Raw genomic sequence first — 18,462 nt, 5'->3', positions numbered from 1 at the left:
GGGGTGTGCCGACGGGCGGCCCCGGACAGGTGCCGCCCACCAAGAGCGCTCAGCCGTTGCTGCGCGTGTAGGTGAGGAAGATCGCGCCGCTTTCGAGGACGGTGTGGTCGGCGAGCGTCCAGGTGCGTGGGTCGAAGGCGGCGTGGCGGGAGAACAGCGGGATTCCGTCGCCGATGGTCAGCGGGGCGAGCTTGAGGATCAGTGTGTCGATCTCGGCGTAGAGGGAGCCCGCCAGTTCGGCGCCGCCGAGCAGCCAGATGTCCTTGCCCTCCTGCTGCTTGAGCTTGCGCACGATCGCCACCGGGTCGTCTGCGACCAGCTCGACGGCCGGGTCCGGGCTCTCGGTCAGGGTCCGGGAGAACACCAGGTGGCGCAGATGGGGATAGGCGTCGGTGATTCCGGCCGCGAGCCCGATCTCGTAGCTGCGCCGTCCCTCGAGCACCGTGTCGAAGTGCGTGCCTTCCGCGGTGACGGACAGGGCCTGGCGGGCCTGTACGGGCAGTGTCTCCGGATACTCGGCCACGAGATGTTGGATGTAGTCCTGCGGTATGGGCCAAAAGCCGTTGGGGCCGGTGGGGTCCGCGCCGTCGGGGCCTGCGATGAAGCCGTCGAGAGTGGTGGCGATGTAGTGGACGAGTCTGCGCACGTGGGTTCCTTTCCTTCGCTCCGCTGTCCGGTGCGTCACGCGGTCGTGGGCGGCGGGCGGGTGAACGGTGGTCGGATGGGGGGCAAGCTTGGCATTCCGCGTCGGGGTGTGGTCAGTGGTGTTCGGCGGCGGTGGCCCATTCGACGAACTGCACGATCACGTTGTTGGGATCGGTGACCTGGAACAGGCGCTCGCCCCACGGCTCTTGGCGTAGCGGCATGGTGATGGGGACCCCGGCGTCGCGCAGCAGCTTCTCCTGCTCCTCCAGGCCGGAGGTGAGGGTGTAAGCCAGGATCAGGCCGGCAGCGCGCTGGTCACGCTGCTCGGGTGGCAGCACCTCGGTGCCGCGGGCGAGTAGGACGATGTCGACGGCGTCCTCGCGTGACAGGGACGCGAAGCCGTCGACGGCCTGCCGCGTGTTGTATCCGAGATGGGTCGTGAAGAACTTCTGCGAGGCGGTGACGTCGTCGACGGTCAGCGAGACGGTGGAGGCGGTGAACTGCACAGGTCTCCCTCGGTGGGGTGAGGCGGGGCAGTGGCCCGGCGTCGAATAAATGTGCTTCGGTGGCAAACTTGCGACGGTAGTAACTTAACCTGGACTGGAGAGGGGGTCAACGTAAAAATGCTACGAGGGTAAGATTGGGCCATGTCCACTCCGCTCCCGGCCGCCCCCGGACTCCGTGAGACGAAGAAGCAGGAGACCCGGCGACTCATCTCCGACCACGCGACCAGACTGTTCATCGCCCGAGGCTTCGAGCAGACGACGATCGCCGAGATCGCCGCCGCGGCCCGGGTCGCGAAGAAGACGGTCACCAACTACTTTCCCCGGAAAGAAGAGTTGGCTCTGGACCGCCAAGAGCAGTTCGCCACCTCCTTGGCCGACGCCGTCGCGGCTCGACACCCGGGGGAGTCGGCATTGGCCGCACTGCGCCGCGCGTTCGCCGGCGCCGTCGCCACCCGGGACCCGATCGCGGGGTTCTCGGGCCAGGACTTCGCCCGCATGGTCGCCGACAGCCCCACCCTGAGCACCTGCCTACGCGGCCTCCACGACCAGCGCGAACACCACCTCGCCCAGGCGCTCGGCACAGCCACCGGCGCCCAGAGTGACGACATCACCGTCCGAACCGCCGCCGCACTGCTCGGCGCCGTCCACCGCGTGCTGTTCCACCGCATCCAGGACCTCACCCTCGCCGGCCACCCCAACGAGCGGATCGCTCAGACCATCACCCTCGAAGCCACCCGATCCTTCGACCTCCTGGAGCCCGCCCTGTCCGACTACGCCACCACGTGACGCGAGGGCGGTGAGGACGGTGAGGGCGGCGTACGTTCGCAGGTGGCGGTGAGGATGCCGTCCGGCTATTGGGTGCTCAGCAGGGGCAGGCGCAGGCGCGCGGTGCGCTTCGCGGGAGAGAGGCGGTCGGCGAATTCCCCGTTCCTGGCGGCAGGAAGGGTGTGCGCGCCGTTCGCACCAGGTCGGATGGCGGGCCGCCCTTGAGGAGGGCGGCCCCTGGCACACCCCGGCGAGGATCGCGAGCGCAGGCCGGGCGAAGCGGACGCCGGGCAACGCCGCGGCGTTCGCCGCGCATCTGTTCGGTTCCGGGGGGCTCCTCGCCGCGAACGCGCCGCCTGTCGCCGTCCGGCAGGGCGTCGCGCTTCCACCGGGCCCAGTAGGCACACCGCCACACAGCCGGGACCCGGTTTCACCGATGACAGCCGGCGGATGACCGGGACCTGGCGGGCAGGCACCCGGCATGCCCTCAGCCCTGGCCGAAGGGGAGACCTCGGCCTGGCCCCTGCCTTGGCGGTCCTACGCCGGTCTGTTCAGTGATTGCGGTGTCGGCCCTGGCGCGGGGGTTCGGTGGTCATGAGCAGCACGAGGGCCAAGCCGAGCGGCAGCAGGAACAGCAGGAGCAGAGTCATGCCTTCGCTCGTGCCCGCCGACAGGCTCGCAACACGGGGCTGTGCTCACCTGGAACCGAGACCCGAGCGAGGGGCGTGCCGCGCAACGGCCGGTACGCCATCACTGCTGCTGGTGAGGAATCTGCCCGGGTGTCGGCTACGGACCTCAGCGGCCGATGCCCGCGAGGTACTGGAACCGGGCGCAGGCCATGGCCGTGACGCACTGTGCTTTGCCCGCGAAGGCTCCGTCTTGGCCACCGACTTCAACCCGGCCGGTCTGGGCCGGCTGCGCGACGCCGCCGCGCCCCAAGGCGTGGCCGGGAGGGTCACCCACGGCGGTTCCCGCTGTCCGGGAGCCCATCCCGTTCCCGGACGCCTCAGTGGACGCCCGCGATCCAGAGCTGCCTGTGATCGTTGCCGAGACTCGTGCAAGCAGGGCCGCACTGAACCACTTCGGCGACTCCCCGTCGGCTTGACGACGTTCGTCGACACTGCATGGGCGCACCGAGCGGTACGCCGACACGCCTGGCCCCGGTGGTGGCCACGTGCTTTCTGGCCGGCGCGGTGTGGTGACGAGTCGCTGTCCGTGTTGTGGTGCCGGCGGCGGCTGCACCGTGAGGGGTGGCTGCCTGTTCTCCCGCCGCCCCGGCGCGGCGGGAGGGTGCGTGGGGTGGGTCTGCGGTACCGGCTTGTTCACCCCGCCGCTGCGAGGATTCCGGTCGAGCCCGCAGAGCCGCTGCCCGTGTTGGAGATCAGCGAGTGGTGACCAGGGCGTCGTACATGGGCGAGGTGCCGTCCGTGACGAAGGCGCGGATCGCGGTGAGGTACTCGTCGCGGTCGATGCGCCCGTCGCCGTCGCTGTCCAGGGCGTCGAACGCCTCCGCGGCGTTGTCGGCGCTGTTGCCCAGTACCTCGCGCAGCCGGGCGAATTCCGTGCGGTCAAGGGTGCCGTCGCCGTCGGTGTCGGCGAGATCGAACAAGGACCCCAGCGCCTCCCGGCACACGTCCTCGAATGCCTCGGCGCCTGCCCAGGCCGCGTACTCCTCGAAGGTCACCATCCCGTCCCCGTTCGCGTCCATCGACGCGAAGACACGCTCGTGCAGCGAGAGGGCTTTGGAGACGAGAGGATCTCCCGCGTCGCGTCCCAGCTGCTTCGCTGCCCGCCGCGGGCGGGCAAGGTACTCCTGGCGTGAGATCACGCCGTCGCCATCCACGTCCAGCATGCGGAAGATGCGGTCCAAGGCGGTCCTGAGGTCCATGCGGCTTCCCTTCATCGCGACTTGCGTAGTAACGGTTTGTACCTTACTGAACCCGGAGAGTGATCAGCACCGGACGGCCCGGATGGGCTTCTTCCTCGTCCTCGGGACCGCCCTCCTCTACACCGGCATCTCACTGCCGAACACGATGGTCATGGCGACCTCCGACCGGGTCCGCGAACTGGCCGTGCTGCGTCTCACCGGCGCCACCAGGTGCAGGTACTGCGGCTGGTGGGCGCCGAGGCGCTGATGGTGGACTTCGTCGGCGGACTGCCGGGAGCGATGGTCGCCGGGGTCAACCTGGTCGGCATGGCGGCGCTGTCGGTGACGCATATTCACCGCCCGCGATGCGCCCGGTTAGGGCGACTTCCGGGTGGCCTTCCGGCGCCTGCCAGGCCTTGGACGAGGTGAACGCCGTGGTCGAGGCGGACGCCGAACCGCACCCGAGCGGGCGGACCACCCATCCGCCCGGCGCACGCGTTCGAGGCCGGGTAGGAGTCGTGTCCCCAGCCGCAAATGAGTGCGCCCGCGCCGGCAGTGGAGGCGGTCGGAGGGAGGCGGCGGTTTCGCCGAATCGTCCCCGCCCGGCTGCCTGTGAACGGCACACTGGGGGAAACGCGCACCTCTGGGGGGAACATGCCGAACGGGCTGGCGGAGCTTCTGGAACTGCCCGAACACGAGATCGACCTTTTGATCGCCCGGCACTTGATCGGCGAGGATTTCGGCAGCCGGGAGGACGACGACGAGGAGCGCCTCTTCATCGCACGTCGGTGGTTCACCTCCCTTCAGGGACGGCTGCGCGACGCCGTCTGCGCGAATCCCGCCGTGTTGCGGGCCGCGGAGAACCCCGGCGAGGGAAACCGGCTGCTGGCCGCCGCCGTCGTCGACGCCATCCTGCACGCGCGGCTCGGGCTGGACGTGCCGGCCACCGTCTTGGCCGTGAAGGTCGTGCATGCGGGACTCCACCGGCTGTGCGGAACCGGGACGCGGGGGCAAGGACACGGGCAGAGTGGAAGCCGCTGACTTCCTCGACGCCATGGGCGGGCCGGTGAGCCCGGCCGGCTTCCCCTCGTTCATGTCCGAGGACGCCGTGGAGGCGTGCCGACTCTCGCTCATGGTCATGCGTACACAACTGTCGGCCTTCGACACCGCCATCGGTGTCCGGACCACCGTGGAACTGGTCGACTCCCCGTTCTTCACCTGCCGGGCCAAGGAGATCACCCCGGACCACCACGTGATCACGATTCCCCTCGGGCTCGTCTGCCGGTTCTACGTCCTCGCAGACCTCCTGTGCGGATACCTGCTGGGGAGCAAGGTCATGCTGGTCCTCGGTGATGTGGACGCCGAGTGGGAGTCCCTGTGGCGACTGCCCCGGGGACTGCATCCGCTGTTCGGGACAGCGGGGGCGCGTACGGACTGGCGGAAGGAACTGGAGGCGCTGCATTCCGTTATCCGCACACCGGATGCCGCATACGACGTCGCCTCCATGACGTCCCTGGCCCTGATGTACGTCATCGGCCACGAAGCCGCACACGTCTACCGCCAACACGGCCCGCAGTTGCGCGCCATGAAGGATCTCGACGTGGTGCGCACGCCCGAGGACGAGCGGTACTTCAGACGGTTCGCCGAGACGGACGCGGACGTCATGGCGACGCACTGGACGATGCTCGCCCAGGACATCGGACGGCTCACGGCGCGCGAGAAGGGCTGGGAATTCAGTCCGGCCACGGCCTACTTCAGGTTGTCCTACGCCGTGACCGCGTTGTACGCCCTGTTCGACGCCCACCGCAAGCACATGGGGTCGTACGTCGAGGGCATCTACGCGCACCCCATGGTCCGACGCCAGGTGTTCTCCGTCGCCGGCGCGATGACCTCCGCCGTCGAGCCGGAGACGTACAGCATGTGGCCACGCCTGGAGGAACAGGGCTGGCTGCATTGCGCCTTCGGCCTGAACGGGTTGAACATCGACGCCGCCGGGGGAAAGTTCGGGCAGGTGCCCAAGGGGTACAACGCCGTGCCCGTGTCATCCCTCCACTACGACCCGCGGAGCATGCCCGCCCTGCAGGCCGCGTACGACCGCGAGATGCGCTTCTACGCCGTGATGGCGGCGTGCCATGAGGGCCTCGGGGTCCTGCGCATGGGGACCGCCCCGGAAGCAGTCAGGTTCAAGGTCCCCGACGGCCGGATCATGGCCGAGCTGCTGGAGGCCGGTGACCCGGCGGTGCGTGCGGCGCATGCCATGTCCCTGCGCGCCGAAGCCGTACGGGGGCGGTGACGACCGGCTCGGCACCGCCGATTACCGTGCCGTCGGCGGCCTGTGGCAGCAGCGCAGGAGGTGGTTCGGCGGTTCGTCGTGCCTGATCGGCGATACTTTGGGTTGGGCGGAGGTCTTCTGCGGCTGAACCCGGTCGAGTGCTCTGTGTTCGTGTGGGATCTGGCTCAGGCTGCCGGGGTCACCCCGCGTAGCGGGTGGCCAAGGTCCGTACCGTCTCGGCGATGCGGTCGCGGAGTTCGGCCGGTGCCATGACCTCGATGTCGCTACCCAGCCGCAGGAACTCTCCGTGGGCGTGGTCGATCGATTCGATGGGCACTCGGGTCTCCGTCCATCCGCGACCTTCGGGTGTCACACCGAGACGGCGGGCGCCCTCCGGGGTGAGCCGTACCAGTGCCTCCCCTGTGTGGCGCCGGACTTGGAAGTCGATCAGATAGCTGTTCCAGTGCGCGGCCAGGTCGAACCCGTCCGGAATAGCGAACTCTTCGTCCAGCGACCGCAATTCGCTGATCTGGTCGACACGGTAGGTCCGGATGCCGGACGGCCCGCCGGCGACCACGTACCAGCGGCCGGCCTTGAGTACGAGCCCGTACGGCTCCACCCGCCGCTCGATCTCCTCCGGCGCCCGCCAACGCCGGTACCGCAGGACCACCGCCCGCCGCGCCCACACCGCGGCGGCGACCGCGGCCAGGTGGGGCGCACGGTCCGCGTCGCCGTACCAGCCGGGGGCGTCGAGCAGGAAACGTTCCTGAATCCGCCCGGCGTGCTCGCGCAGCTCCGCCGGGAGGGCGGCCCGCAGCTTGAGTTGGGCGGTGGCGAGCGCTTCGCCGAGTCCGAGCTGGGCGGCGGTGCCGGGGAGCGCGGCGAGGAACGCGGCCTGCGCCTCGGCTGCGGTCAGTCCGGTCAGACGGGTCCGGTAGCCCTCGAGCAGTCGGTAGCCGCCCTGGTGGCCGGCGTCGCCGTACAGCGGGATACCCGCCGCGCCGAGCGCCGCGATGTCCCGGTAGACCGTACGAACGGAGACCTCCAGTTCCTCGGCCAGCTGCTGGGCTGTCATCCGGCCCCGGTTCTGGAGCAGCAGAAGCAGGGTGACCAGTCGGCTCGCGCGCATGCCGCCCAGTATCCCCTGACACCGGATGTCAGGGGAGTGCCCCTAGCCTGCGGCGCATGGACGACTTCGACTTCCTGCACGGCTGCTGGGACGTGGCCAATCGCCGTCTCACCGCACCGCTCGGCTCGGGCCCGGCCCACTGGGTGGAATTTCCGGGCCATGCGGTGGTACGGCCGTTGTTCGGGGGAGCCGGCAACATCGAGGAACTCGGCTTTCCCACCCTGGGCCGCCAGGGCGTGACCCTACGACTGTTCGACCGCGAGACGCAGCGCTGGTCGATCCACTGGTCCGACAGCCGGACCGGCCGACTGGATCCCCCGGTGATCGGTGGCTTCACGGGTGACCGAGGCGACTTCCACGGCGAGGACACCCACGACGGCCGCCCGATCCGAGTGCACTTCACCTGGTACCGCCTCGGCCCGGACGCCGCCCGCTGGGAGCAGGAGTTCTCCGCCGACGGCGGCCTCACCTGGGAGCTCAACTGGATCATGGACTTCACCCGTGCCGGGGCGGCCACCGCATGAGCATCGTCGAACTCCGGCAGTACCCGCTGCATCCCGGCACCCGAGAAACGCTGATCGAGCTGTTCGAGCGCGAGTTCGTGACCGGTCAGGAAGCGGTCGGCATCGCGGTCGGCGGCCGATTCCGCGACCTCGACGACCCGGACCGCTTCGTCTGGCTGCGCGCCTTCCCCGACATGAGGCACCGTCGGCGTTCGCTGGAGGCGTTCTACACCGGCTCGGTCTGGCAGCAGAACCGCGACGCGGCCAATGCCACCATGATCGACAGCGACGACGTTCGGTTCCTGCGCGGCCCGGGCTTTACCGCGAAGTCGGGTACCCGCGAGGTGGTCGCTAGCGTCTGCCGGCCGTCCGACGCGGTTGCGTTCGACGCCTACGCCGCCCGGCACCTGGGTGCGCGCCATGCGCTGCACCGCACCGAGCGCGCCGAAAACGACTACCCCCTGCTGCCCGTCCGTACGGGGGAGGACGTTCGGATCTGGTTCGGCCCGGCCGAGCCACCACCCTGGCCGACCCGGCAGCTGCGTCTGGAACCCGTGACGACGTAGCCCCGCACTGCCACTGCCACGAGACCTGCCCGCCACAGGGTGGACCGCGCCGCGCGACGTGTCCGAAAGAGCCGACCTGGCTAGTCGGGCCCGGTCCAGTCGAAGGTGATGTGCTTGCTGGACAGGCCTTCGCGGCTCCAAAGGAAGCCGTGGGCATCGGCGCGGTCCGCCGTCGAGCGGCCCCAGGTCGCGACCTGGCCCGGTCCGGTCTCCGCACCCGGCAGATTGGTCGACTGGACGCGCGCACCCTCCGGGGTGTTGGGTCCCGTGAGCGCGACCGCACTCGCCTCGACCCGGCCCGGTACCACGGCCCGCCAGCTCGCGAGGTCATCGGCGACCTCGATTTCGATGGGGGCGAACTCCATGCCGCGCATTTCGGGGCCCAACATGCCCACCAGCTCGGCGGGCCAACTGCCCGCCTGTCCACCGAAGATCATCTGCAGCGCCTCGCGCTGCGGTTCGTCGGCGCGCTCGTCGACGAAGACCGCGGCGTACGCGTCCGTGTGCTCGGCCCAGAGGTTGCCGACGAACGAGCCCAGCATCAGCACGTTCAGGCCGTCCAGCCGTACGTCACCGTAACGGCCCTCGCGGATGTGCCAGGCCAGGATGCCGTCGCAATCGCCGTAGGTGGGAAGCTGTGCGAACGAGCAGGGGCAGGGCACGCTGCACTTGCAGGTGTCGAACCAGTCGCCCGCCGCGTGCCACCGGGGAACGCTCGCCGTCGTCTCGGACATCTCCCTGCCTCCTCGTGACCGTGCCGGGACGTCGGTCTCGGGAGGACGGCAGGGCCCCCGGGAACCATCGCCGGCCCACGCCCGGGTCGTACGGGGTATCCATCCCGATTGTCCCACTCCAGAAGTCGCCCGGAGGAGGTGTTTTCCGCATACACGCGTTCCCGCGCGCACACGCGGCTCCGCCGTGATGTGCTGGAGGTGTGCGCCTCGACCGGAAGGCCCTGTCACCCCCTCTGCGTCCGGCGAATCTGCTGTCCGTCCGGCAGCTTGCCTTCGCCTGGTCCGTGATGGCGTCGATCGCCCTCCTCGCCTGGGTGCTGGTGGTCGACCAGGCACGTGGCATGGGGGTCGAGCCGGGAACCATGGGTATGGGCGTCGCGCTGTTCCTGCTGCTGTGGCTGGTCATGATGATCGCCATGATGTTCCCGTCGGTGGCCCCGGTGGCCCTCACCTGGGCGCGGGCCATCGGGCGCCAGTCGCCCACGGCAGTCGTGCGGGTGGCTCGTACCGCCCAGTTCGTCGGCGGGTACCTGCTGGCCTGGACGGCCTTCGGCCTGATCGCCTACGGGCTCCTCGCCGGGACCGGGGCCCTGGTGGACGAGCACCCGGGCGCCGGGCGCTGGATCGGCGCCGGGGCCTTCCTGGTCGCCGGGCTGTACCAGTTCGGCCCGTGGAAGGAACTCTGCCTGCGGCACTGCCGGAGCCCGATGGGTCAACTCGCGCGCTACGCGGGCTTCCGCCCCCGGGCCCGCGATCTGCGGGTCGGGGCGCACCACGGGGCGTACTGCGTGGGCTGCTGCTGGGGGCTGATGGTCGTGCTCGTCCCGCTGGGCGTCATGAACGTCTTGGCGATGGCCGCGGTGGCCGTGGTGATCTTCGTGGAGAAGCTCTGGCGGCTGGGGCCCCTTTTCTCGCACGTCGTCGGGGTCGCCTTCCTCGTACTCGCGGTCCTGAGCCTCTTCCAGCCCTGGCTGCTGCCGGGCCTGATCCCGCCGCAGTCACCCATGACGGAGATGCTCCGCCCCTGAAGGCGCGCGGAAACCGTGACGCCGGTCCACTGAAAAGCCCGTCCGCGTGCGGGCTTCTCGGCGCCTCAGGCCTTGTCGGCGGTCCGAAGACGCCCTCGGGCCTGGTGGCACTCCCCGCGGACGGTGCGGTGGACTCGATGGTCACGGCGCCCATCGATGCCCACCGCATCTTCCGACGCCCCGTACGGGCGGCGTGCTACTTGTCGGCGGTGAGTGTGCCGGCGGCGCCCCAGCTGTCCGCCGGGACCTCGTGAATCCACACCTGGACCGCCTCGGCCGGGATCTTGTACGCGTCGACGAACGCGTCCGTGATCTGCTTGACGAGCTCTCGCTTCAGCCGGACGTCGCGGGGACCCTGCTGAACGGTGACGATGGGCATGGCGGAACTCCTCTTCCAGCGGCGGCTTCCCGGCCTTTCCGGGTCGCTCACCGGCGTGACCCCAGTCCATCCGATCGGTGTCGTCCGACCAAGGAGCAGACTGCGACCGCAACGATCAGGATTCGTGATCGTTGCTGGTGGGGAGGGTCGTGAGCGTCTTCAGGAGCGCCTGTAGACCGGCCGAGGGGGTGTCGCGGCGGACGGCGAGGCCGATGGGCAGGGCCGGCTCGGGGGCCCGGAACGGGCGGAAGGCGACCCGAGGGCTGAGCAGTACGCGCGCGTGAGCCGCGTACACCACGGTCCACATCGGTATGGAGCCGGTTCCGATGGTGGCGAGGATGTCCTGTAGGGATCCGCTGACCGGACCGGGCACCGGCTCGAAGCCGGCCGCGTGGCAGGCTCCGACGACCAGGTCGACCAAGGCCGGGTTGTTGCGCCGGGCCGTCATACACAGCTGTAGGCCGGCCAGGTCGGTGATGGACACGTCCGTCTCGCGGGCCAGTGGATGGACTGCCGGCAGGGCTGCCACCAGGGGGTCGTTCCCCAGGTGCAGGATGCGCATCCCCGGGGCGGGCGCCAGGGAACGCACGAAGGCGGCGTCAAGGCGGCCGTCCGCGACCTGCTCCAAGCGGTCGCGGGACGCGGTCGAAACCAGCTGTACCGCTGTGTCGGGGGCCTGAACGGCCAACTGCCCGAGCACCCGGTCCAGGTGGTCACCGAGGCCGGTGCTGGTGCCGAGGCGCAGGCTGGTCCGTTCGCGCACGGCGGCCCTGGCGCGTTCGGCGGCGGCGAGCACGGCCCGCGCCTCGGGCAGAAGCCGCTCTCCGGCGCCGGTGAGCCGCACGTGGCGCGGCGAGCGGTCGAAGAGGGTGGCTCCCAACGCCCGTTCCAGTCGTTGCACTTGCTGGCTGACCGCTGACTGGACGATGTGCAGTCGGTCGGCGGCCCGGCCGAAGTGCAGTTCCTCGGCGACGGTGACGAAGTAGCTCAGTTGCCGCAGTTCCATCGCCTGACTGTATCCGTCGGCCGCCGCCGACGCGCCGCCGCCGAACTGCGGAGGACTTCCCCGGCGTCGTCCGCTCCTATCGCGCGTTCGGCCGGACGCATTCGATGAGGTAGTCGCCGGATTCCGGATCGATGGTGACGCCGTGCGCTTCGCTGTGGAATCCGGGGAAGAGCCGGTCGAACGCCTCAAGGGCGCCCAAGTAGCGCAGGAGCGGCCCCTCCTGGGTGCCGATGGCTTCGCCCGGCATGAGGACCGGGATGCCGGGGGGCGTGACGGTGACCATCGCGGCCGCGACGTGGCCCGCGGCGTCCGCGAGCCGCACCCGCCGAGTGCCTTCGCGAATGAGCTGCTGGTAGCAGTGCTGTGGTGGCGCGACGGGTCGCGGCAGTTGCCGGAAGGCGGTGTCCAAGGCGCTGATGAGATCTGCCCGGGTGAGGTGTTCGTGCATCTCTTGGCACAGGGCGCGCAAGGTCGTCTTGGCGTAGCGGCGAGGGAACTGCGCGCTCAGCTCCGGCAGGACGCGGTGCAGCGGCACGTCGCGGTCGTAGAGGGCTTTGAAGTCCATGAGCGCGTCCATCAGGGTTCCCCACTTGCCCTTGGTGATACCCATGGAGAACAGGACCAGCGTGCTGTAGGTGTCGGTCTTCTCCACGACGATCCCGCGGGTGGCGAGGTAGGCGGTCAGGATTCGAGCGGGGATGCCCCACTCACCCGTCACGCCGGTCGCGGTGACGCCGGGGCAGGTGAGGGTCACCTTGACCGGGTCGAGCAGGCAGTAGCCCTCGCTCAGGTCGGAGAACCCGTGCCAGGCCGCGCCGGGTTCGAGCTGCCAGCAGCCGGGATCGCGGGTCAGCAGAGCGGGTGGCGCGTCGGCGAACGCGATGCGTTCGCCCGTGGCGGGATCGGTGACGGTCTCCGGCTGCCAGACCCCGAAGAACCAGTCCGGCCGGTCACCGGCCGCGGCGATACGGCGACCGGTACGCACGACGGCCTGGCGGAAGCGGACCGCCTCGGTGATGGCCTCCTCGATCAGCCACTCGCCCTGCGGCCCGTCCATCATGGCGGTCGCCACGTCCAGCGAAGCGATCGCCGGATACAGCGGCGAGGTCGTGCCGTGCATCATGAACGCCTCGTTGAACCGCTCGTGCGCGACCGGTGCGCGGGGCGCGGACTTCACGTGCACCATCGCCGTCTGGGAGAGCGCCGCCAGCAGCTTGTGCGTCGACTGCGTGGCGAAGACCGTGGGGCGCAGCGGCCCCGCGAAGGTGTCGGGCCCCACGGCCATCCCGTAACGGCCGGCGTAGAGGGGGTGGAAGCGTGCGTAGGCGAACCACGCTTCGTCGAAGTGCAGCCGGGGCGTGCTGGGGGCCAGGGTGTGGGCGACCTGCACGGCGTCGTAGCACAGGCCGTCGTACGTCGAGTTGGTCAGTACGGCGTACGTCGCCTCGGGCGAAACCGCCTGCTCGGTCAGCGGGTTCGCCGCGATTCGGGCTCGTACCGCCGAGGGGCTGATCTCGGTCGGTGGCAGCGGGCCGGCCAAGCCGTAGCCGTTGCGGGTCGGAACCAGGTACACCGGCCGGGCGCCGGAGATGACGAGCCCGTGCAGCACCGACTTGTGGCAGTTGCGGTCCACCAGGGCGATCTCGTCGCGGGTCACGCTGTAGTGGCCCACCATGCGGTCGGCGGTGGAATCGCCGTGCAGGACGAAGTACGTACGGTCCGCGCCGAAGACCCGGGCCGCATTGCGCTCGGCCTCCCCGATGGGGCCACTGTGCTCGAACAGCGAACCGAGCTCACCAACGGAGATCGACAGGTCGCTGCGGAAGAGCCGCTCGCCGTAGTAGTCGAAGAAGGCCCGCCCGGCCGCGGACTTCAAGAAGGCCACGCCGCCCGCGTGGGCGGGCGTGTGCCAGGAGTACTCGTGCGCGTCGTCGAACTTGCGCAGCGCCTTGAAGAACGGCGGCAGCACGTCCCTGCGGTAACCGCGTGCCGCGGCGGTGACGCGCCCGGCGATGAAGGCGGGAGTGTCCTCCAGGGCCCAGATGTAACCGATGACCGCCTCCGACACCCAAAGAGGCAGCCGTTCGAGATCGTGCTCCGATTCGTCCGACATCACGAGGAACACGGGCAGGTTCCTGAAGCGCCGCTCGATCTGCCGCAGCACCGCGCCGCCCCCGCCCTCCGCCGCCGGGGCGTCCGTATGGGTCTGGAGATCCCAGGCGACCAGCGCCGCCGAAAGCCCCGTCTCGGTGTGCATCACGGCACGGGCTTCCCGTACGTCGCGGGCCCACCGCACGGTGAGACCCCGGTTCTCCAGTTCCTTCCCGATCCGTCGCAACTGCTCACCGTCGGCGCCGCCGCCCAGCGGGTTCTCCCGCAGTGCCAACAGGACCACACCGTCCGTCATGTCATCCGCCTTTGTACGCAGTCGCCCGAAGTGCTCGCCGAACAGTCTTCGGCCAGTCCGCCGCCGTCGTACGGTTGTCGGCCTTCGTTCACCCTCACGAGGGGCGGCAGGCGGCGACCGGTGGCCAGGGTGGATGACGGCGTCCCCGCATCCCGCCGGCTGTTGCGGACTCGATCGCCGCGGAGGCACTCCAGGGACTCGGACGATGAACGCACCGCACGCCTGATCGTCACCCTGGTCGAGGCCGAGAGCACCACGCTCCTCCCCGTCTGACACGTGACCAGTACGCGCCGGCCTGATCCGCGCTTTCACGGCAGAGTGCCGGGGGCGTAGCCGAGTGCCGTGGTGTGGCATCAGGGGGATCGGGTGGAGTGTGAGAGCGGCGGTCAGGGCCTGAGCTGTCAGCCTACGAGGATGAGTGAATCAGGCGAGGAGTCCTCCGCGCTGTCGGACGAACAGGTCGTCGAACGGCTCGTGCCGGTATGGCTGCGGGAGGCTGGGGTGCACGGTTCCCCCACGGCCGACGAAGCCGGGAAGGACTGGGAGCACCGGCGTCTGTCGGCCGAGGCCGCGCGCGAGTTGGCCGATTGGGTGACGGCTCGTGTCACTGACACGGCCTTCAACGAGGAGGACGGTCCGACGCGGACGGGACCCACCCGCATCAGCGTCTCCGACAAGTCGGCTGTCCACCGCTGGCTCGCCGCCCAGGGGCATCGCCTCTGAATCGGGGCCGCCGCCCGCGAGGCCGTACACGGGGCTCCGTCATGCGCGTTCCCGCGGGCGCGCCCGTACGGGCCGGATCGCTCCGCGGATGCCGCGACGCCCGCATGAGGCCGCGATGTGCGGGAAGACGCGCCCCACCTTCTGGAAGGAGCAGTGATGCTTGGTATCGCGGCCGCGGTCTTGTTCTTCATCAGCTTCCTGATCAACGCGGCGGAGATCTCGACGAACCACGTGTTCTCGTCCGGCAATTTCATGATCCTCGGCCTGATGCTGCTCGCTCTCCACGTGGCCGGAGTGGGCAGCGCTTGGACCACCCGCGGCCGACGCCGCTGAACCTCGGGACGGCCATCGAATGGGGTGACTTGGCTTCATAACCGTCCGTGCCGAAGAGCGGGAGACAAGCGGGATCGGCCGTGCCCTCGGTTGCGGCGGCACGGCCGGTCAGCGGTCGTGGTAGACGCTGAGGTCGCCGTAGGTCGACAGGACGCCGGCCAGGTCACCGGGTTCCTGCCGCAGGGTCGTGTTCAGGAAGGCGAGGGTCGTTGCGGCGACGACGCGCGGGCTCTGCGTGCGGCCCAGAGAGCCGACCACCGACGGCACCGGCGGCAGGTACAGGGGGGCGTCCGTGAACGTGAGGTGTGCGGCGCCCGGGATGGTGAGCCGGTAGCTCGTCGCGGTGCTGAGCTTGAGGACCTCGGTGAGGCGGGGTATGTAACGCGAGTCGGTTTGCGGGCCGATGGCTTGGGTGAGCGCGAGCGCAGGCTGGTGGAAGGGACGCGGATCGGGGTCGCGGGGGTAGCCGTCCATGTCGATGACGGCGGCGAACCGGCTGTCCTGGCGGGCTGCCTGGAGTGCTGCGCCGCCACCAAGTGAGTGGCCGGTCACCGCGGCCCGGCCGGTGTCCAGACGTCCGGTCAGCGGGCCCGGGATCTCACCTCGGTCCAGACGGTCCAGCTGAGTGAGGACGAAGCTCAGGTCGGCGGCCCGTATGCGCGTTGTTTCAGCGGCCCGTTTGTCGTCCTCGTCGTCGTCTCCGGTGGAGGCGACCTCGGTGTTGATCGTTCGTCCGTCGGTCAGGACGACGGCGGCGGAGTCGTAGGGGTGGTCGAGGGCGGCGACCACATAGCCGTTGCCGGCCAGTTCCTCTGCCCAGGCGGTGTTCTGCGTGCGGACTCCGCCCAGCCCGGGGGAGAACAACACGAGGGGGAACCGTCCGGCCCCGTCGGCCACCGGGGCGTCGAAGACCGAATGCGTGTGGGCCCGCGGAACACCGTCGACCAGGAAGCCGGGCAGGCCGGCGTAGCGCGCGAGGGCGTCCGAGACGGTGCGCGCCTCCTGCCGCGTGCGGCCGAGGTACTGGGCCGGCTGCGTGGCTGTGGGGCTCGTCCGCGCGGGGTACCAGAGCTGGACCACGACGGTGCGCCGGTCGTCGGGTGCGGCGGTGGCGGTCTCCGGGCGGTTCGGGTCGGTCCACTGCATTACGCGGGTGCCGACCGCGAAGCTGCCTGTCGGCTGGGGGAACACGGGTACGGGACAGGCCCAGGCGGCCACGGGCCCCGTCGCGATCAGGCCGATGCAGACCCCCGATCCCGGCAACGCCAGCCACCACCGGGCGCGCCCCACCGGCCGACCGAGACGGCGTCGCAGCACAGGAAGGACTGAGAACGGCAACACGAGGGCGGCGCCTGCCAGTACCGGCCACATCTGCCACCGGAGCCCCACCACACTCAGCACGAGCACGGACAGCACGAGACCCGAGCAGGCCGCGATCGTGACGGATGGGCGGGCGGCGGGAGGGAGCCAGCGCGCCAGCACCAACGCGACTGCACCCAGCAACACCAGGATTTCCAGGGGGGACATGTGCAGTCCCGTGATGATTTCGGTCACCCGACCATCCTTGGTGCGGAGCAGCCCCACCACATCGCTCCCGGGTCGCCGTCGCGTGCAACCGAAGTCGCAGTCCGGGGCACGTCCCCTGCGACCAGAGTCGCATCCACCCACCGCCTCGGTCTCGGGAAGACTCCCGTGCCCGCCCCGGCCGAGCGCGCATCGCCCTCGACCGCGCAAGGGGATGGTCGGACTCAGGCTCGTGACCGAATTGGCTCTCGCAGGCCAGGACCGCGGGCTCAAGCCGGTCCTTCCCGCTTTGCCGAGCGGAGGGCCGACAATTCGGGGAGCCGGTACAGCCGTGCCGCGTATGTCGTGCGGCGGAGACCGGCGGGGAGGGGCGGTGTAACCTCCCCAGGCGTTCACGGCCCTTCCCCGATCGGTAGCGTCACGGCTACCCAGACAGACCGGTCCTATGCCCACTCCCGACGCGACGCGGTTCGCTGCGCCGGAGCAGGCAGTCCACGCGGACCACGGCGGGCGGCCGCGACCATCTCCCCGAAGCCGGCGTCAAGGCGGTCGAACGCGGCTGACGACAAGTCACCCTGACGGCGGTGGGCGGGCGCTGCGCCCGCCGTGGAAGTGCAGGTACCCCAGTTGACCATGGACGTGACGTCACCGGCGTCGCCCGCGCGCCGCAGCCACGGCTCGGCTTCGCGCAGCCTGGCAGCCAGGGTTCGGCCTCGTCCATCCGGTCCGCGCGAGGAAGCAGGAACCCACCGAGACGGTCAGCCGACCGTGGTGGGCATCCCCTCCCTTTAGGGAGGGGAACGGAAGTCAAGATGCTCCGTCCACGGCCAGGGCGGTCCGTGCCAGCCCGCGCAGCCAGGCGTGGGCGTGGTCGGTGTCGTAGCGCTGATGCCACGACAGGTACATGCGCGCCGGCGGGAGTTCAAGGGGGAGGGTGAGTACGACCAGGCCGAGGTCGGCGACCGCCGAGCGCGTGGTGGCTTCGGGGACGGTGACCAGGAGATCGGAGTCTCGTGCGAACTCCAGCGCGGCCGCTTCGGTCGGCGCGGTCGCCACCACGCGGCGGGTGAGGCCGAGGGGTGCGAGGACGTCGTCGAGGACATTGCCGAGGTTCCCGCGTCTCGAGACGGTGACGTGCTCGGCGGCGGCGTACCGCTTCGCGGTGACGGTCCTGACGCGGGTGAGAGGGTGCCCCTTCCGCACGACGATGACGAGGCGGGTCTCGCCCACGTTCTCGGTACGGATGTCCGGCGCGTTCGGGGGGTTGGCGTTCGCCTCCAGGTCGACCTCGCCGCGCCGCAACCCGGGGGTGTCGACGTTCGATTCCGCGACGAAGCGCAAGCGCACCCCCGGCGCCTGGGCGCGTACGGCCGAGAGCAGCGCGGGACCGCTCGAAGCGACCAGGGAGTCGTGCCAGCGGAGCGTGAAAGTGCGCTCCAACGTCGCCAGATCGAGTTCACGGCTCGGTGCCAGCACCCCCTGGACCTGGTGCAGCAGCTCGTGCACCTGTTCCCGGACGGCGATCGCATAGGGCGTCGGGGTCATCGTGCGGCCCGTGCGCACCAGGATCTGGTCGCCGGTCGTGCGCCGGATCCGGCCCAGACTCCGGCTCATCGCGGGGGCGGTGACGTGCAGGCGCGCGGCTGCCCCGGCCACGCTGCCCTCCTCCAGCAGCGCGTCCAGCGCGGTGAGCAGGTTCAAATCCAATTGCATGGGAGTAATCCTAGTCGTGCTTTACATGCAGTTGTTGTTAACCGTAGAGGTGGATACCTTCGAGGAAGAGCGCAAGACGGAACGCACAACGCGGCCGCGACCGGCTCCATCACCCCCTCGTCAGACAGGAGCACCACCATGTCCGAAACGCTTGGGACCACCCACCGCGTCTCCACCGCCGACCTGCTCGACCGCACCGCGGACGCCGTGCGGGCGGCCGGTTCGGCGCTGCGCGAGCGCTTCGGAGAGGTGGTCGGCTACCGGACCCGTGACGAGCTGATGCGTGCGCTCGCCGTCAACGACGACACTGCCCTGGACATCCTGCGCCCCCGCCTTACGAGCCTGCGCCCGGAGGCCGCCTG

General features: G+C 70.1%; 19 protein-coding genes and 2 pseudogenes. 10 read left to right on the top strand and 11 right to left on the bottom strand.

What is annotated here, in order from left to right; genetic code table 11:
- Positions 1-49 precede the first annotated feature (49 nt).
- Both ACFVXJ_RS00105 and ACFVXJ_RS00100 read right to left on the bottom strand, forming a co-directional pair.
- Positions 50-646: a dihydrofolate reductase family protein gene (locus ACFVXJ_RS00105; RefSeq protein ID WP_389656087.1), complete on the bottom strand. Its 597-nt coding sequence runs from the start codon at positions 644-646 to the stop codon at positions 50-52.
- A gap of 112 nt (positions 647-758) precedes the next feature.
- Entirely contained in the window at positions 759-1,151 is a 393-nt protein-coding gene (locus ACFVXJ_RS00100) for a VOC family protein (RefSeq protein ID WP_389656084.1), read from the bottom strand.
- A 141-nt stretch (positions 1,152-1,292) separates the two neighbouring features.
- On the opposite strand from ACFVXJ_RS00100, the gene ACFVXJ_RS00095 reads away from it, so the two are divergent.
- Positions 1,293-1,937, top strand: a complete 645-nt coding sequence (locus ACFVXJ_RS00095) for a TetR/AcrR family transcriptional regulator (protein WP_389656082.1) — start codon at positions 1,293-1,295, stop codon at positions 1,935-1,937.
- A 774-nt stretch (positions 1,938-2,711) separates the two neighbouring features.
- On the opposite strand, the gene ACFVXJ_RS00090 is transcribed toward ACFVXJ_RS00095, so the two are convergent.
- Together ACFVXJ_RS00090 and ACFVXJ_RS00085 are read right to left on the bottom strand one after the other, a co-directional pair.
- Positions 2,712-2,879, bottom strand: coding sequence for a hypothetical protein (locus ACFVXJ_RS00090; protein WP_389656079.1), 168 nt, complete (start codon positions 2,877-2,879; stop codon positions 2,712-2,714).
- A 418-nt stretch (positions 2,880-3,297) separates the two neighbouring features.
- On the bottom strand, positions 3,298-3,804 hold the full coding sequence (locus ACFVXJ_RS00085) for an EF-hand domain-containing protein (protein WP_389656076.1): 507 nt from the start codon (positions 3,802-3,804) through the stop codon (positions 3,298-3,300).
- A 61-nt stretch (positions 3,805-3,865) separates the two neighbouring features.
- On the opposite strand from ACFVXJ_RS00085, the pseudogene ACFVXJ_RS00080 reads away from it, so the two are divergent.
- The 3 genes and pseudogenes from ACFVXJ_RS00080 to ACFVXJ_RS00070 all read left to right on the top strand — a co-directional run.
- Positions 3,866-4,212: pseudogene (locus tag ACFVXJ_RS00080) on the top strand (FtsX-like permease family protein); the annotation flags it as partial.
- A 225-nt stretch (positions 4,213-4,437) separates the two neighbouring features.
- A complete protein-coding gene (locus tag ACFVXJ_RS00075; protein WP_389656073.1) occupies positions 4,438-4,824 on the top strand; it encodes a hypothetical protein in 387 nt (128 codons plus the stop codon).
- Entirely contained in the window at positions 4,811-6,076 is a 1,266-nt protein-coding gene (locus ACFVXJ_RS00070) for a hypothetical protein (protein ID WP_389656070.1), read from the top strand. The genes ACFVXJ_RS00075 and ACFVXJ_RS00070 overlap by 14 nt, the downstream gene beginning before the upstream one ends.
- Positions 6,077-6,254: 178 nt before the next feature.
- Here ACFVXJ_RS00070 and ACFVXJ_RS00065 read toward each other — a convergent pair whose 3' ends face one another.
- Positions 6,255-7,184 carry a helix-turn-helix transcriptional regulator gene (locus ACFVXJ_RS00065; RefSeq protein ID WP_389656067.1) on the bottom strand — a complete coding sequence of 310 codons (930 nt, stop codon included), beginning with the start codon at positions 7,182-7,184 and terminating at the stop codon, positions 6,255-6,257.
- Between the two features lie 56 nt (positions 7,185-7,240).
- On the opposite strand from ACFVXJ_RS00065, the gene ACFVXJ_RS00060 reads away from it, so the two are divergent.
- On the top strand, positions 7,241-7,708 hold the full coding sequence (locus ACFVXJ_RS00060) for a hypothetical protein (protein ID WP_389656064.1): 468 nt from the start codon (positions 7,241-7,243) through the stop codon (positions 7,706-7,708).
- Entirely contained in the window at positions 7,705-8,253 is a 549-nt protein-coding gene (locus ACFVXJ_RS00055) for an NIPSNAP family protein (RefSeq protein ID WP_389656061.1), read from the top strand. Before ACFVXJ_RS00060 ends, ACFVXJ_RS00055 begins: the two co-directional genes overlap by 4 nt.
- Positions 8,254-8,333: 80 nt before the next feature.
- Here the strand turns inward: ACFVXJ_RS00055 and ACFVXJ_RS00050 are convergent, their stop codons facing one another.
- Entirely contained in the window at positions 8,334-8,987 is a 654-nt protein-coding gene (locus ACFVXJ_RS00050; protein WP_389656058.1) for a DUF1326 domain-containing protein, read from the bottom strand.
- 200 nt (positions 8,988-9,187) lie between these two features.
- Here ACFVXJ_RS00050 and ACFVXJ_RS00045 point away from each other — a divergent pair, with 200 nt between their 5' ends.
- Positions 9,188-10,015: a DUF2182 domain-containing protein gene (locus ACFVXJ_RS00045; protein WP_389656055.1), complete on the top strand. Its 828-nt coding sequence runs from the start codon at positions 9,188-9,190 to the stop codon at positions 10,013-10,015.
- Positions 10,016-10,211: 196 nt separating this feature from the next.
- On the opposite strand, the gene dmpI is transcribed toward ACFVXJ_RS00045, so the two are convergent.
- The 3 genes from dmpI to ACFVXJ_RS00030 form a co-directional block, all read right to left on the bottom strand.
- Positions 10,212-10,394: a 4-oxalocrotonate tautomerase DmpI gene (gene dmpI, locus ACFVXJ_RS00040; RefSeq protein WP_389656052.1), complete on the bottom strand. Its 183-nt coding sequence runs from the start codon at positions 10,392-10,394 to the stop codon at positions 10,212-10,214.
- A 115-nt stretch (positions 10,395-10,509) separates the two neighbouring features.
- Entirely contained in the window at positions 10,510-11,400 is an 891-nt protein-coding gene (locus ACFVXJ_RS00035; protein WP_389656049.1) for a LysR family transcriptional regulator, read from the bottom strand.
- A 76-nt stretch (positions 11,401-11,476) separates the two neighbouring features.
- Entirely contained in the window at positions 11,477-13,807 is a 2,331-nt protein-coding gene (locus tag ACFVXJ_RS00030; protein WP_389656046.1) for an Orn/Lys/Arg decarboxylase N-terminal domain-containing protein, read from the bottom strand.
- A 414-nt stretch (positions 13,808-14,221) separates the two neighbouring features.
- On the opposite strand from ACFVXJ_RS00030, the gene ACFVXJ_RS00025 reads away from it, so the two are divergent.
- Together ACFVXJ_RS00025 and ACFVXJ_RS00020 are read left to right on the top strand one after the other, a co-directional pair.
- On the top strand, positions 14,222-14,530 hold the full coding sequence (locus ACFVXJ_RS00025) for a hypothetical protein (protein WP_389656043.1): 309 nt from the start codon (positions 14,222-14,224) through the stop codon (positions 14,528-14,530).
- A 156-nt stretch (positions 14,531-14,686) separates the two neighbouring features.
- Positions 14,687-14,863, top strand: a complete 177-nt coding sequence (locus ACFVXJ_RS00020; RefSeq protein WP_389094736.1) for a hypothetical protein — start codon at positions 14,687-14,689, stop codon at positions 14,861-14,863.
- Positions 14,864-14,971: 108 nt separating this feature from the next.
- On the opposite strand, the gene ACFVXJ_RS00015 is transcribed toward ACFVXJ_RS00020, so the two are convergent.
- The gene (locus tag ACFVXJ_RS00015) at positions 14,972-16,390 is read right to left on the bottom strand and encodes an alpha/beta hydrolase family protein (protein ID WP_389658508.1); all 1,419 of its coding nucleotides are present in this window, start codon (positions 16,388-16,390) and stop codon (positions 14,972-14,974) included.
- An 804-nt stretch (positions 16,391-17,194) separates the two neighbouring features.
- Positions 17,195-18,100 (bottom strand): LysR family transcriptional regulator, encoded by a 906-nt coding sequence (locus tag ACFVXJ_RS00010; RefSeq protein WP_389656040.1) that lies wholly within the window; start codon positions 18,098-18,100, stop codon positions 17,195-17,197.
- A 138-nt stretch (positions 18,101-18,238) separates the two neighbouring features.
- Here ACFVXJ_RS00010 and ACFVXJ_RS00005 point away from each other — a divergent pair.
- Positions 18,239-18,462: pseudogene (locus tag ACFVXJ_RS00005) on the top strand (3'(2'),5'-bisphosphate nucleotidase CysQ); the annotation flags it as partial.

Source organism: Streptomyces sp. NPDC058279 (assembly GCF_042881255.1).
Classification (GTDB): Bacteria; Actinomycetota; Actinomycetes; order Streptomycetales; family Streptomycetaceae; genus Streptomyces.
Note: the sequence above shows the minus strand (reverse complement) of the source record. Positions and strands in the feature narration are given on the sequence as shown.

Excerpts from the sequence above, each read along its gene's own strand:
- ACFVXJ_RS00095 (WP_389656082.1), top strand. The coding sequence starts at position 1,293 with ATGTCCACTCCGCTCCCGGCCGCCCCCGGACTCCGTGAGACGAAGAAG.
- ACFVXJ_RS00085 (WP_389656076.1), bottom strand. The coding sequence starts at position 3,804 with ATGGACCTCAGGACCGCCTTGGACCGCATCTTCCGCATGCTGGACGTG.
- ACFVXJ_RS00075 (WP_389656073.1), top strand. The coding sequence starts at position 4,438 with ATGCCGAACGGGCTGGCGGAGCTTCTGGAACTGCCCGAACACGAGATC.
- ACFVXJ_RS00065 (WP_389656067.1), bottom strand. The coding sequence starts at position 7,184 with ATGCGCGCGAGCCGACTGGTCACCCTGCTTCTGCTGCTCCAGAACCGG.
- ACFVXJ_RS00060 (WP_389656064.1), top strand. The coding sequence starts at position 7,241 with ATGGACGACTTCGACTTCCTGCACGGCTGCTGGGACGTGGCCAATCGC.
- ACFVXJ_RS00055 (WP_389656061.1), top strand. The coding sequence starts at position 7,705 with ATGAGCATCGTCGAACTCCGGCAGTACCCGCTGCATCCCGGCACCCGA.
- ACFVXJ_RS00050 (WP_389656058.1), bottom strand. The coding sequence starts at position 8,987 with ATGTCCGAGACGACGGCGAGCGTTCCCCGGTGGCACGCGGCGGGCGAC.
- dmpI (WP_389656052.1), bottom strand. The coding sequence starts at position 10,394 with ATGCCCATCGTCACCGTTCAGCAGGGTCCCCGCGACGTCCGGCTGAAG.
- ACFVXJ_RS00035 (WP_389656049.1), bottom strand. The coding sequence starts at position 11,400 with ATGGAACTGCGGCAACTGAGCTACTTCGTCACCGTCGCCGAGGAACTG.
- ACFVXJ_RS00030 (WP_389656046.1), bottom strand. The coding sequence starts at position 13,807 with ATGACGGACGGTGTGGTCCTGTTGGCACTGCGGGAGAACCCGCTGGGC.
- ACFVXJ_RS00025 (WP_389656043.1), top strand. The coding sequence starts at position 14,222 with ATGAGTGAATCAGGCGAGGAGTCCTCCGCGCTGTCGGACGAACAGGTC.
- ACFVXJ_RS00020 (WP_389094736.1), top strand. The coding sequence starts at position 14,687 with ATGCTTGGTATCGCGGCCGCGGTCTTGTTCTTCATCAGCTTCCTGATC.
- ACFVXJ_RS00015 (WP_389658508.1), bottom strand. The coding sequence starts at position 16,390 with ATGTCCCCCCTGGAAATCCTGGTGTTGCTGGGTGCAGTCGCGTTGGTG.
- ACFVXJ_RS00010 (WP_389656040.1), bottom strand. The coding sequence starts at position 18,100 with ATGCAATTGGATTTGAACCTGCTCACCGCGCTGGACGCGCTGCTGGAG.